Raw genomic sequence first — 12,966 nt, 5'->3', positions numbered from 1 at the left:
ATGAGGTCCTTGGGCTGGACCAGGAAGTCGAGCAGATCGCTTTCCACTGGGGCTCCTCGGGGGCTAGGGGTTCGGCGATGATGGCACTGCTTTGGCAACGCTACTTTGAGCGGGCGCAACGTAAGGCTAAGCAAGCGTGTGCGCTTGTGATAGGCTGTGTTGAATTTATCAACATTCCGTTCCGGGCGATGCAATGGCTTTGATTGCGCAGATTAAAAGTAGAGTGGTTTTGTGCGGCCTGGGATCGCTGCGTGAAGGATTTCTGGCTTGAGAACGGCGGGCGTCATTCAGCGTGACCGCTGGCGCTTGAGCAATGCGCTGCTGCTCTCCTTGCTCGTGCATGCGGCGCTGTTGAGCATCACTTTTGGCGGGCAGACGTTTGGGCTTCCGGGGCTTAACTTTCCCTGGAAGGATAGGCGTGTGGATGCCAGTGATTTGCGCATTCTGCTGATGCCGGCGCCGCCGGCGGATCCTTTGCCTGTGCCTCTATCTGGGCCGGAAGACGCCGGGTTGGCGGGCAAGGGGGATGCGGGACCGGCAGCGGCAATATTGCCATCAACCTCCGAGCCGGTGCCTGTCACGGAGACTGCTTCTTCGCAGCCGCAGGCGCCGGGAATGACGGCTTGGACCAGACCCGACGTCAACTTGCCTATCGCGCCGAATGCGCCGGCCGCCAGAGCGCCGGCTACCTCCCTGGAGCGCAACCTGCCGGTTCAGGGGAGCGACGTTCCGGCGCCGGATGTGGGGGGCGAGGCGGCGCAGAAGCAGGTCGAGCAGGAGGCGCGGGATCGGGCGCTTGAGCAGGCAGCCAGGAACGAAGCGGCGCGGCTGGCGGCCGAGCGGTTGGAGCTTGCCAGGCAGGAGACGCTGCGTCGGGAGGCGCTGCAGCAGGAGCTGGCAAGACAGGACGAGAAGGCGAGGCAGGAGGCTGCACGGCTGGAGCGGGAACGCGCCGAAGCAGCACGCTTGGCGGCTGAGCGCCAGGCGCTTGTCCGCCAGGAGGAATTGCGCCGGGAAGCACTGCGCCAGGAGCAGGCAAGACAGGATGAGAAGGCGCGTCAGACCCAGAGCCAGATGGAAGCGGCGCGGCAAGACGCAATCAAGCAGCAGGCTGCACGGCAGGATGCAGTAAAACAGGAGATGGGGCGCCAGGAGGCGGCAAAGCAGGAGACTGCGCGGCAGGAGGCGCTCAGGCAGGAAGCCGCACGGCAGGACGCGCTCAAGCAAGAGATGACTAGGCAGAGCGCATTGAAACAGGAGGCGGCACGGCAGGAGGCAGCGCGGCAAGAGGCCATAAGGCAGGAGGTCACGCGGCAAGAAGCACTCAAGCAGGAAGAAGCGCGACAGGAAGCACTCAGGCAAGAAGCCGCACGGCAGGACGCACTCAAGCAAGAGGCGGCGAGGCAGAACGCCGCGAAACAGGAGGCGGTGCGGCAAGAGGCTGCAAGGCAGGAGTCTCTCAGGCAGGAAGCGGCGCGACAGGAGGCCATCCGGCAGGAAGCCGCACGGCAGGACGCAATCAGGCAAGAAGCGGCGCGGCAGGATGCCATGAAGCGGGAGGCGGTGCGGCAGGAGGCAGCACGGCAAGAAGCGACAAGACAGGAAGCGGCCCGACAGGAGGCAGCGCGGCAAGAGGCGACAAAGCTGGAGGCGGCTAGACAAGAAGCGGCACGGCAAGAAGCGACGAGACAGGAAGCGGCGCGACAAGAAGCAGCGCGGCAGGAGGTGACTAAGCTGGAAGCGGGGCGTCAGGAGGCGGCAAGGCAGGAAGCGGCGCGCCAGGTGGCGGCGAAACAGGAGCAGGCGTTGCGCGACAAGGCGGAGCGGGAGGCGCAGCGCGAGGAGCGGCTGCGCGCGATCGGCAAGCAGCTCGACGCGGAGGCGGCGCAGCGCGACGCGCAGAACCGCCCTTCCCGCTCGCTGCTGCCTACGGCAAGCGGTCTGCGTCGCGGATGGCTCTACGGCCGCGCCGATCCGAATCCCGACCTGGTGCTGTACGCGGAAGCCATGAGCAAGAAGATCGAATTGAACATGACCTTCGACATGGTCCGTGAAGTGGTGAAGCAGCCTCACACCCAACCCACGGTCACGGTAGCCATCCGCGCGGACGGCTCGGTGGAGAAGGTGACGTTCGTGGTCTCCAGCGGCGTGCCGGCCATCGACGAGGCGATACGGCGCGTGGTGGCCAGCCAGGCGCCCTACGGTGCGTTCCCGCCAACCGTGGCGCGCCAGTATGATGTGATCGAGATTCGTCGCACCTGGGTGTTCGATACGGCCATTCGCCTGCAGTAAGGCTAGTGATGGGTGGGCGCGGCGCTTTCCGTGTTGCGCTGCTTTTCCTTGAGCCAGGCTTTCAGCTTGGCGATGTCGCGGAAGTCGGCCACGTCGCAGGCGATGTTTTCCAGCTGGTGCTCGAGCAGGTGTTTTTGCATGCGCACGCATTGGCGAGCTACGTATTCGGTCAGCTGCGTGGTGGCGGGCAGGTTGAGCTTCACCATCAGCGAGAACTGGATGCCGACCGTGTCGAATTCCACGTCAATCAGGTAGTCTTCAAGTGCCTCGATGCTTTGCTCGATCTGCTTGCGGCCGAGGTGCGCGGAACCGGGCCGCCTGCCCTGCTCCATTTCTATTTCGAGCACCCGTAGCGCAACAGGGTCGCCGTTGATGTACCCTGCGTCGGCCTGCTCGAGCAGCGCCGGCTGCTGCTCCGGCGGCATGGTAAGGATGACGCGCACAAGCTTGGCGTGAAGTTCTTCCGCCTGCTCCTGGTCTTCTTCCTCGTTCCAGGACAAGGACATCGGGTAGGTGTCTGCCAGCAGCATATCGCCTATTTCGCGCAGCACCGGTCCGAAATGCATGCGGTTCACCCCGTATTCGCTGCTGCTGTAGCGGTCAAAGAACTGCTGGATTTCGTTGTCGCCGCTGGTGTTCAGCATGCGGTTGGCCAGGGTGCAGATGGATTCGGCGATAGCAACCCGTTCGGAATCGTTCAAGGTGCTGTGGCCGTAGGCTTGGTCGAACACCTTGATCAACTGGCGCGCGTAGACATTGAACTGTTCCTCCAGTGGCTCCAGGGTGCGCCGCCCCAGCTCGCGCAGCCGCACAGCGCTGGCTTCCCAGCGCGCGTGCATACGGCGGGCTTCCGCCAGTTTGGCAAGCAGGATTTCGAACTCCTGGCGGGCGCGGTCAAGCTTGGCGCCGGGTTTGGTGCTGGGGCTGGGCATGGTCTATGGCCTCGTAGCGGCTGGGCGTACAGGGTGGAATTGCATTCTAGGTCCGGGGAGGATGGAACGAATTGATATGCCGCAAAGCCGCAGCGTCATGGCGTGAGCAAATAACTGGCGTCTTCGCGGTCGTGCGCGGATGGAGCGCCGAGCAGGAAGGCGTTGACGCCGAGGCGGGCGCCGCCTTCCTGCTCGCTGGGGTGCAGGGAGAAGCCACGGGCATCTGCGGCGCGCAGCAGCAGGCGGATTTCGAAGGCGATGCCGACTGTGCAGAACATGGCGAGCATGCCTTGCAGGGCAGCGGCGCCGGATCCATGGAGGAGAAAGCGCTCAAAGTCCGCCTTCGACAAAGGGCCGATGCGGATGCGGGCGCGCGTGTCGCAGCGGTGGATGCGTTCGCCGAGCAGCACGCCTTTGCGCAGGCAGCAGTGGCTACGGCCGAGCTGCGCCTGCTGCGGCGCGGGCAGGGCTTCCCACACACCCACCAGCGGCTCAACCTTGGCAGGCACGCCGAAGTATTCGGTGAGCATGCCTGTCATTACGTCGTGCGAGACGGTGCGGCTGCGGATCTGCATGGCGTAGCGGGCGAAGCTTTCGCGTCCGATGACGCAGTCCGGCGGAGGTTGCGCGCCGGAGAGCTGCAGCAGCTTGGCCAGGTAGCCATCACCGCCGCCGGCATCCTGCATGCATTCGGGGCGGTGCATGGCCCAGGCTGTGCAGAACATGGCGAGCGCGCGGTGGGACAGCATGTCGAGGAAGGCGCGCGGGCCGTCGTCGTCTTCGCGCTGTTCGTGCGCGGCGATGCGCTCAGTGTAGTGGTGCGGCAGCGTGCCGCTGCTGCCGAGCAGGCCCATAAAGGCGGGCGTGATGTCGAGGTGGTCGCCGGCTTCGTCTATGCGGCTGATTTCGCCGGGCGGGAAGGCCAGCGACAGGCGGTTGCGGTAGCGCAGCGACGGCATGCCGGACTGCGACTCGCTGGACGGTGATGCGGTGTCCAGCCATTGCTCGAGCAGGCGCACGGCCTGGAAGAAGTCGAAGCGCTGCGGCGCGGCCAGCAACGCGCCGATCAAACCAGTCAGGCCAGCGGCAGGCTGCCGTTGCGGGGTGCGCATTGCAGCAGCTCCTTTCCGGTGGCGTGCGAAACGATGGTGAGCTGGGTGTAGCTGTTCAGATGGGCATACATGCCAAGCAGGTTGTCCAGCATCTGCGCGAAGATGTGGATGCCGGTGCCCGCGTAGGCCTGCTCGTCGAACGTGATGCGGATGTCCACGCCGTGCAGGCAGGCCAGGCCCGCGCCGCGCTGCAGCCAGGCGGTGCCCAGCTTGTGGGCCAGACCGGTGATGCCGTCGATCTGGCGCTGGGAGATGGCGCTGTCACGCATGGCGTACAGGCGCAGCATGGCGGTGAATGCGGGCAGGCCTTGCTGCGTCAGGGCGCGGTGGTTGAGCGACAGGTGCGACACCAGCCCCCACTGAGCGCCGCGCGCGGACGTGAGGCGCTGGGAGCGCGTGGGCTTGCGCAGCAGCCGTATCGGCACGTTGCCTGCCGTGGATTCGGAGGCCAGGTCGCCGCCGGGCAGGCCGCCTTGCAATTCGTGCGGCAGGTCACGGTTGGTGCAGGTGATACCGATGGAGGCGGTGCCGGATTCGGCTTTGAGCGGGTCGAAGTCGCGGTCTATCAGGGCGAGCGAATATTCGTGGGCCTGGCGGCCGTTGGCCAGTTCTTCGTCGCGCCGCACTATCCAGTAGTGCCCTTTTCCGTTGGACGATTCGCCGTGCCGCAGGGAGTAGTAAGGCACGAACTCGGTACTGATGCTGTCCCTCGATCCGGCGCGCTGGAGCAGGTGCACGGAGTCCACGCTGTAGACCTCGCAGGCCTGGGCCGGCAGTGCATCCGGCAGCAGGGGGTAGCTGCTGCGGGTGTGCGTGATCCGGATAGGCGAGGCGATGTGGCGGAACAGGTTGACGATAGGCGTGCAGGAGAGCAGCAGGTTGTCCGGCGTGAGCGTGCGCAGCACGCGGGCGGCGCTGGAGTCGCCGCGCAGGCCGTTGAGCGCCAGGTGCAGCGTGACGTTGGCGCAGCCGGGGGCGGCGTGGCGCAGCAGGTCGGCCAGGTCGATGTCGATGAAGTCGAATTTTTCGGGGTAGGCGAAGTATTCGCTGAGCAGGCGGTAGGCGGGCTGCTCGGCAGGGCCGAAGGGCAGCAGCGCGTCGGCGTCATCGAAGCCGGCGGGGCGCACGGGTATCCGCTCCAGCATGCGCCATTGTCCTTCCGTTTCTATGCAGGCGCAGGAGGTGCGCATGAACAGCGTATCGCGCAGGGTGGCGCGCAGCGACGCTTCGCCGTCGAGATACACGCGCAGCACCGGCAGGCGCATTTCGGCCAGGCTGCGGTTGGGCACGGTGCAGGCGATGGTGATGCGGATGGCGGCGGTGATGTCGGGCGGCAGCGGCAGCGACGACGGTGCGTGGATAAAGGTGTCGAAGCGCGCGGTGCTGATCTGCACCGGGGCCACGGCCACGTCGTAGGCGGTGCGGAATTTGCAGCCCGGAGCGGTGCTGCCCAGGGATTTGAGCGCGGTGCCGCGCGGGATGACGGCGCTGCTTGCGGCGCCGCGCGCCACGGTGCTGTTGTCGAAGCGGACGATGGAGCAGGACGGGATGGGGCGCAGATAGTGCGGGTAGAGCACGCCGAGCAGCGCTTCGGTGAAGCCGGCGTAGTCGTCGTCGAGGCGCTTGGCGGTGCGGGCGTTGAGCAGGGCCACGGACTGGATCAGGCGCTCGACGTGCGGGTCGGCGCAGGTTTCGCCGTTCATCAGCAGGCTGCCGGCGAGCTTGGGGTAGCGCTCGGCGAAGTCGTGGCTGGCGCGGCGCAGCATGCCCAGTTCGCGTTCAAAATACGGCAGCAGTTTTTCCATCGTCGGATCCCTTGCGTGGAGGTTCAGCGATGGTGTCATACTGCGGCGCCTGCAGTGTTGATGCAGCGCAATAGATTGGCCCAGTGCGGCATATTCATCCTCGCGGTATGCGCAAGCAAGTGTTCATGGCGGGGCACTTCCAGTATCATAATGGCTCCTCCGCCAGCCCGCACGCCATGACACTCGACTTTGCCACCCTAGACGCGCTGCGCGCGCGCCATCCGGCCTGGCGCCTGCTGCGCTCGGACCACGCGCCGCTGGTGGCAAGCTTCCTGCACCGCGTGTTCGTGGCGCCGAACGTGCGCGTGATGGCGGCGGCCGACCTGGCCGAGGCGCTGGACGACGAGCTGTACGCGCTGCGCCAGCAGCTGGGAGCGGACGCCTTTCCCAAGGCGCCGCTGGAGTACCTGAACGATTGGGCCGCCACCGACAAGGGCTGGCTGCGCAAGTTCTACCGCCAGGGCTCGGACGAGGCGCAGTTCGACCTGACGCCCGCCACCGAGAAGGCGATCGCCTGGCTGGCCACCCTGTCGGCGCGCAGCTTCGTCGGCACCGAGTCGCGCCTGCTCACCCTGTTCGACCTGCTCAAGCAGATGAGCGAGGGCAGCGAGACCGACCCCGCGCTGCGGGTGGCGGAACTGCGCCGGCGGCGCGACGAGATCGACATCGAGATCGCGCAGGTGCTGGGCGGCGACGTGCCGCTGCTGGACGACACCGCGCTGAAGGAGCGCTTCCAGCAGTTCACCCAGATCGCGCGCGAGCTGCTGACCGACTTCCGCGAGGTGGAGCACAATTTCCGCCTACTCGACCGCAACGTGCGCGAGCGCATCGCGCTGTGGGACGGCGCCAAGGGCGCGCTGCTGGAGCAGATCATGGGCGAGCGCGACGCCATCGCCGACTCCGACCAGGGCCGCAGCTTCCGCGCCTTCTGGGACTTCCTGATGTCGAGCCGCCGCCAGGACGAACTGTCGGCGCTGCTGGAACGCGTGCTGGCGCTGCCGCCGGTGGCCGATCTGAAACCGGACCCGCGCACGCGGCGCGTGCACTACGACTGGCTGGAGGCCGGCGAGCATACCCAGCGCACCGTGGCGCAGCTGTCGCAGCAGCTGCGCCGCTTCCTGGACGACCGGGCCTGGCTGGAGAACCGCCGCATCATGGAGATCCTGCACGGCATCGAGGCCAAGGCGCTGGCGCTGCGCGAGGCGCCGCCGCCGGGCGCGGTGATGGAGATCGCCGAGCCGGCGGCCGAGATCGAGCTGCCGATGGAGCGGCCGCTGCACACCCCGTCCGTCAAGCCGGTCTTCACCAACATCGCGCTGGAAGCGGGCGCGGCGGACGTGGACGCGGCCGCCCTGTACGCGCAGATCGTGATCGACAAAGCGCAAATGGCGCGCAACGTGCGCCACGCGCTGCAGGAGCACAGCCAGGTGACGCTGAAGCAGCTGGCCGAGCGCTATCCGCTGCAGCACGGCCTGGCCGAACTGGTGACCTACCTGCAGCTGGCCGGCGAGTCGTTCAAGACGGTGGTCGACGAGGACACGCCGGAACAGATTGCATGGCAGGGCGTGGACGCCGACGGCGCGCCGGCGCTGCGGCGCGCACACCTGCCGCGCGTGATTTTTATAAGGTAGACATGGAACACGACATCAACGCGGCCCCGGCCGCCGCGCCGCAGGACGAGCTGTCCGCGCTGGCCATCGCGCTGCTCAAGGGGGTGCTGTACCGCGAGGGCGACGAGCGCCTGTGGAGCGCCCTGCTCCAGTTGCAGGCGCGCGTACGCGACTACGTGGCGGTGCTGCAGCTCGAGCTGGTGCTGGACGAGGCCGAGGGCTACGCTTTCCTGCGCGCGCGCGGCGCGAGCGAGGGCGACGAGGCGGCGGCCAGGATGCCGCGGCTGGTGGCGCGCCGCCCGCTGTCCTTCCCGGTCAGCCTGCTGCTTGCGCTGCTGCGCAAGAAACTGGCCGAGTTCGACGCCAGCGGCGGCGGCACGCGCCTGGTGCTGTCGCGCGACGAGCTGGCGGAGCTGGTGCGGGTGTTCCTGCCGGCAGGCAGCAACGAGACCCGCATCGTCGACCAGATCGAGACCCACGCCAACAAGATCGACGAGATGGGCTTCCTGCGCAAGCTCAAGGCCAGCGGCGGCCCGCCCAGCTACGAAGTGCGGCGCATCCTGAAGGCCTTCGTGGACGCGCAGTGGCTGGCGGAGTTCGACGCGCGCCTGGACGCCTACCGTTTGCAGCTGCAGGGTGGCGCGGAGGGCGGCGATGCATAACGACACCGCCAGCATGGACCTGGAGTTCATGAGCGACGACACCCTGTCCGGCTTCCGCCTGGTGCGGCTGGAGGTGTTCAACTGGGGCACCTTCGACCAGCGCGTGTGGAGCATGCAGCTGGACGGGCGCAACGCGCTGCTGACCGGCGACATCGGCTCCGGCAAGTCCACCCTGGTGGACGCCGTGACCACGCTGCTGGTGCCGGCCAACCGCATCGCCTACAACAAGGCGGCCGGTGCGGACAGCAAGGAACGCTCGCTGCGCTCCTATGTGCTGGGCAGCTACAAGTCCGAGCGCAACGAGGCCACCGGCGCGTCCAAGCCGGTCAACCTGCGCGGCCACAACAGCTATTCGGTGATCCTGGGCGTGTTCCACAACGCCGGCTACAAGCAGACCGTCACGCTGGCGCAGGTGTTCTGGATGAAGGACGCGCAGGGCCAGCCGGCGCGCTTCTTCGTCGGCGCCGAGCGCGATCTGTCGATCGCCGCCGACTTCTCGCAGTTCGGCACCGACATCGCGCAGCTGCGCAAGAAGCTGCGCGGCCTGGGCGCCGAGATCGAGGACAGCTTTCCGAAATACGGGGCCTGGTTCCGGCGCCGCTTCGGCATCGACAACGAGCAGGCGCTGGAGCTGTTCCACCAGACCGTGTCGATGAAATCGGTCGGCAACCTGACGGACTTCGTGCGCAGCCACATGCTGGAGCCGTTCGACGTGGCGCCGCGCCTGTCCGCGCTGATCGGCCACTTCGACGACCTGAACCGCGCGCACGAGGCGGTGCTGAAGGCCAAGCGCCAGGTGGCGCTGCTCGAGCCCATGGTGGCCGACTGCGACCGTCATGGCGGCCTGGCGCAACAGGTGGACGCCATGCGCGCCTGCCGCGAGCTGCTGCGCCCCTATTTCGCGGGCCTGAAACTGGGCCTGCTGGACCACCGCCTGGCCAAGCTGCGCGAGGAGTGGGAGCGCGTGGAGGCGCAGCACAAGCGCTTGCAGGAGCGGCGCGACGCGCAGCACATCCAGGTCGACGAACTGAAACGCGCGGTGGCGGACAACGGCGGCGACCGGCTGGAGCGGCTGGCGGCGGAAATCCAGCAGAAGGACCAGGAGCGCGGCGCGCGCCACGACAAGGCGCAGCGCTATGCGCGCCTGGCCGCGCTGGCGGACGCGCAGCCGGCCGGCGACGAGACGGCCTTCCTGGCGCAGCGCCGCCAGTTCGCCGAGCTGGCCGAGCAAGCCCGCGCGCAGGCGGCCGATGCCGAAAACGCCGAGCGCGAACAGGACTTCGGCTTCCGCCAGGGCATGGAGGAGCGCAGCGCGCTGCTGGCGGACGTGGCCAGCCTGAAGTCGCGACGCAGCAATATCGACGACCAGCAGGTGCGCATCCGCGCCGCGCTGTGCCAGGCGCTGGAGCTGGACGAGGAGGACATGCCTTTCGCCGGCGAGCTGCTGCAGGTGCGCCAGGACGAGCGCGAATGGGAGGGCGCGGCCGAGCGCCTGCTGCGCGGTTTCGGCCTGTCGCTGCTGGTGCCGGACCGGCACTACCAGGCGGTGGCCGAGTGGGTGGACCGCAGCCAGCTGCGCGGGCGCCTGGTGTATTTCCACGTGCGCCAGGCGCGCGCCGGCGCGCTGCCCGAACTGCACCGCGACTCGCTGGTGCGCAAACTGTCGGTCAAGCCCGATTCGCCCTACTTCGACTGGATGGAGCGCGAACTGGCGCACCGCTACGACGTGGCCTGCTGCGCCACGCAGGAGCAGTTCCGGCGCGAAGCGCGCGCCATCACCCGTGCCGGCCAGTTGAAGGATCCCACCGGCCGGCACGAGAAGGACGACCGGCGCCGCATCGACGACCGCAGCCTGTATGTGCTGGGCTGGTCCAACGCCGCCAAAATCGCCGCGCTGGAGGACAAGGTGCGCCAGCTGGAACTGCGCCTGGGCGCGGTGGGCGCCCGCATCAGCGCGCTGCAGGAAGCGCGGCGCGCCGCGCAGCGGCGCATCGATGCGCTGTCGCGGCTGGAGGAGTTCACCGACTTCCGCGAACTGGACTGGGCCGGGCTGGCGGCCGGCATCGAACGCCTGCGCGACGAGTACCGCCGGCTCGAAGCGGCCTCCGACACGCTGCGCCAGCTCAACGCGCAGCTGGTCCAGCTGCAGCGGGAGCTGGCCGACACCGAGGCGGCGCTGCAGGCGAAAGCCAGGGAAGGCGGGGCGGTCGAGAACAGGCATCAGGCGGCCGAGGAGCTGCGCAGCCAGGCGCAAGCCGCGCACGGCGCGGCCGACGCCGCGCAGCTGGCGGCGGCCGGCGCCGAGCTGGAGGCGATACGCCAGGCGGCGCTGGGCGAGCACCAGCTCACGGTGGAGTCGTGCGATAACCGCGAACAGGACGCGCGCGGCTGGCTGCAGGACCGTATCGACGCCGAGGACAAGGCGCTCAAGCGCCTGCGCGACCGCATCATCCAGGCCATGATGGGCTTCAAGGACGAGTTCAAGCTGGAGACCAGCGAGTTCGACGCCAGCGTGGAGGCGGACCACGAGTACCGCAAGCTGCTGGACCAGCTCGGGCGCGACGACCTGCCCCGTTTCGAGGCGCGCTTCAAGGAACTGCTGAACATCAACACCATCAACGAAATCGCCAACTTCAGCGCGCAGCTGGCGCGCGAGCGCGAAACCATCAAGGAGCGCATCGCCCACATCAACGGTTCGCTGACGCAGATCGACTACAACGCCGGCCGCTACATCGTGCTCGAATCGCAGCCCAGCCCGGACGCCGAGATCCGCGACTTCCAGAGCGAGCTGCGGGCCTGCACCGAGGGCGCGCTGACGGGCTCGGAGGACAGCCAGTATTCCGAGGCCAAGTTCGTGCAGGTGAAGGCCATCATCGACCGCTTCCGGGGACGCGACGGGCTGACGGAGCTGGACCGGCGCTGGACCGCCAAGGTGACCGACGTGCGCAGCTGGTTCCTGTTCGGCGCCAGCGAGCGCTGGCGGCACGACGGCGCCGAGTACGAGCACTATTCCGACTCCGGCGGCAAGTCCGGCGGCCAGAAGGAAAAACTGGCTTACACCATCCTGGCCGCCAGCCTGGCCTACCAGTTCGGGCTGGAATGGGGCGCGGTGCGTTCGCGCTCGTTCCGTTTCGTGGTGATCGACGAGGCCTTCGGACGCGGCTCGGACGAGTCGGCGCAGTACGGCCTGAAGCTGTTCGCCCAGCTCAATCTGCAGCTGCTGATCGTCACGCCGCTGCAAAAAATCCACATCATCGAGCCGCACGTGGCCTCGGTCGGTTTCGTGCACAACGAGCAGGGGCGCGACTCCAGGCTGCGCAACCTCAGCATCGAGGCATACCGCGCCGAGAAGGCGGAGCAGGAAGGCAAGGCGGGGCCGGCGCGATGAACTGGACCCGCCCGGCCGACCTGCGCGCGCAGGTGCAGAAGCTGTGGGACAAAGGCGAGTTGCTGGCGGCCGGCGAGGCGGCGTTTCCGCGCCGCCTGGCGCTGAAAGGGCCGAGCTCCGACGAACTGGCGCAGCGCTTCGACAGCGTGCGCGCCTGGATCGCGGAGCTGCAGGCCATGCCCCATTGCCGCATCGAGCTGCGCCAAGTGGCGCATCGTGTGCTGGGCGCCAACGCGGTGCCGCACACGGCATGGGTCGACAGCCTGGACTCGGCGCTGGCCTGGATCGGCAAGCGGCGCGAGGCCGAGCGCTACCGGGCGCTGTGCGCCGCCACGGCGGCGCGCCGGCCCGCGCTGCTGCCTTGGCTGGCTCGCAGGCCGCTGCGCGCGCTGGAGCTGGCTGGGGCCTGGCCGCAGCTGCTGGACGTGGTGGACTGGGCGTGCGCGCATCCGCGCTGCGGCCTGTATCTGCGCCAGATCGACATTCCCGGCGTGCACAGCAAATTCATCGAGGGGCACCGGGGCACGCTGGGCGAGCTGCTGGAGATGGTGCTGCCAGCGGAGGCCATCAAGACGGAGGCCACGGGCGCGGGCCAGTTCAACCTGCGCTACGGTTTCCGCGACAAGCCGGCGCGCATCCGCTTCCGCGTGCTGGACGATGCGCTCGCCATCCTGCCGGGGACGCGCCAGGCCGACGTCACGCTGGACGCAGCCAGTTTCGCCGCCCTGGCGCCACCGGCGCGGCAGGTGTTCATTACCGAAAACGAAATCAACTTCCTCGCATTCCCGCCGGCGCCAGGAAGCCTGGTGGTGTTCGGCGCGGGCTACGGCTGGGACGCGCTGGCGCAGGCGCGCTGGCTGGAACGCTGCGCGCTGCGCTACTGGGGCGACATCGACACGCACGGCTTTGCGATCCTGGATCAACTGCGCGGCCGCTTTCCCCATGCGGCATCACTGCTGATGGACCGCGCTACCCTGCTGGCGCACCAGGGGGCGTGGGGAACGGAGGCCGACCAGGTCAGGCACGACCTGCCCCGGCTCGACGCGGCCGAGCGCATGCTGTATGACGACCTGCGCGACAACCGCATCCAGCCGGGCTTGCGGCTGGAGCAGGAGCGGATCGCTTATGCGTGGCTGGAGCGGACATTGCGCGGATAATGAGGACG

At 67.9% G+C, this 12,966-nt stretch carries 9 protein-coding genes; 6 read left to right on the top strand and 3 right to left on the bottom strand.

Annotated elements, in window-relative coordinates; translation table 11 throughout:
* Positions 1–203: hypothetical protein (locus GTP77_RS30375; RefSeq protein WP_223149384.1), on the top strand; the 203-nt coding region annotated here is incomplete at its 5' end.
* A gap of 64 nt (positions 204–267) precedes the next feature.
* Positions 268–2,292: a TonB C-terminal domain-containing protein gene (locus GTP77_RS22380; RefSeq protein ID WP_161074368.1), complete on the top strand. Its 2,025-nt coding sequence runs from the start codon at positions 268–270 to the stop codon at positions 2,290–2,292.
* Positions 2,293–2,294: 2 nt separating this feature from the next.
* On the opposite strand, the gene GTP77_RS22375 is transcribed toward GTP77_RS22380, so the two are convergent.
* The 3 genes from GTP77_RS22375 to tssF all read right to left on the bottom strand — a co-directional run bounded on the left by GTP77_RS22375 (position 2,295) and on the right by tssF (position 6,141).
* Positions 2,295–3,224: a hypothetical protein gene (locus GTP77_RS22375; protein WP_161074367.1), complete on the bottom strand. Its 930-nt coding sequence runs from the start codon at positions 3,222–3,224 to the stop codon at positions 2,295–2,297.
* A 95-nt stretch (positions 3,225–3,319) separates the two neighbouring features.
* Positions 3,320–4,336 carry a type VI secretion system baseplate subunit TssG gene (gene tssG / locus GTP77_RS22370; RefSeq protein WP_161074366.1) on the bottom strand — a complete coding sequence of 339 codons (1,017 nt, stop codon included), beginning with the start codon at positions 4,334–4,336 and terminating at the stop codon, positions 3,320–3,322.
* Positions 4,300–6,141 carry a type VI secretion system baseplate subunit TssF gene (gene tssF, locus GTP77_RS22365; RefSeq protein ID WP_161074365.1) on the bottom strand — a complete coding sequence of 614 codons (1,842 nt, stop codon included), beginning with the start codon at positions 6,139–6,141 and terminating at the stop codon, positions 4,300–4,302. The genes tssG and tssF overlap by 37 nt, the downstream gene beginning before the upstream one ends.
* A 176-nt stretch (positions 6,142–6,317) precedes the next feature.
* Between tssF and GTP77_RS22360 the strand changes: the two genes are divergently transcribed.
* The 4 genes from GTP77_RS22360 to GTP77_RS22345 are packed head-to-tail and all read left to right on the top strand — an operon-like array spanning position 6,318 to position 12,958.
* Positions 6,318–7,772 carry a DUF3375 domain-containing protein gene (locus tag GTP77_RS22360; protein ID WP_161074364.1) on the top strand — a complete coding sequence of 485 codons (1,455 nt, stop codon included), beginning with the start codon at positions 6,318–6,320 and terminating at the stop codon, positions 7,770–7,772.
* Positions 7,773–7,774: 2 nt separating this feature from the next.
* The gene (locus GTP77_RS22355) at positions 7,775–8,413 is read left to right on the top strand and encodes a DUF4194 domain-containing protein (RefSeq protein ID WP_161074363.1); all 639 of its coding nucleotides are present in this window, start codon (positions 7,775–7,777) and stop codon (positions 8,411–8,413) included.
* A complete protein-coding gene (locus tag GTP77_RS22350; protein ID WP_161074362.1) occupies positions 8,406–11,801 on the top strand; it encodes an ATP-binding protein in 3,396 nt (1,131 codons plus the stop codon). The genes GTP77_RS22355 and GTP77_RS22350 overlap by 8 nt, the downstream gene beginning before the upstream one ends.
* The gene (locus tag GTP77_RS22345) at positions 11,798–12,958 is read left to right on the top strand and encodes a DUF3322 domain-containing protein (RefSeq protein WP_161074361.1); all 1,161 of its coding nucleotides are present in this window, start codon (positions 11,798–11,800) and stop codon (positions 12,956–12,958) included. Before GTP77_RS22350 ends, GTP77_RS22345 begins: the two co-directional genes overlap by 4 nt.
* Positions 12,959–12,966 lie beyond the last annotated feature (8 nt).

Origin of the sequence: Pseudoduganella aquatica (assembly GCF_009857595.1) — a bacterium.
Taxonomy (GTDB): Bacteria; Pseudomonadota; Gammaproteobacteria; order Burkholderiales; family Burkholderiaceae_D; genus Rugamonas; species Rugamonas aquatica_A.
This window is presented reverse-complemented; position numbering and strand designations above follow the sequence as displayed.

Excerpts from the sequence above, each read along its gene's own strand:
- tssG (WP_161074366.1), bottom strand. The coding sequence starts at position 4,336 with ATGCGCACCCCGCAACGGCAGCCTGCCGCTGGCCTGACTGGTTTGATC.
- GTP77_RS22355 (WP_161074363.1), top strand. The coding sequence starts at position 7,775 with ATGGAACACGACATCAACGCGGCCCCGGCCGCCGCGCCGCAGGACGAG.
- GTP77_RS22360 (WP_161074364.1), top strand. The coding sequence starts at position 6,318 with ATGACACTCGACTTTGCCACCCTAGACGCGCTGCGCGCGCGCCATCCG.
- tssF (WP_161074365.1), bottom strand. The coding sequence starts at position 6,141 with ATGGAAAAACTGCTGCCGTATTTTGAACGCGAACTGGGCATGCTGCGC.
- GTP77_RS22350 (WP_161074362.1), top strand. The coding sequence starts at position 8,406 with ATGCATAACGACACCGCCAGCATGGACCTGGAGTTCATGAGCGACGAC.
- GTP77_RS22345 (WP_161074361.1), top strand. The coding sequence starts at position 11,798 with ATGAACTGGACCCGCCCGGCCGACCTGCGCGCGCAGGTGCAGAAGCTG.
- GTP77_RS22375 (WP_161074367.1), bottom strand. The coding sequence starts at position 3,224 with ATGCCCAGCCCCAGCACCAAACCCGGCGCCAAGCTTGACCGCGCCCGC.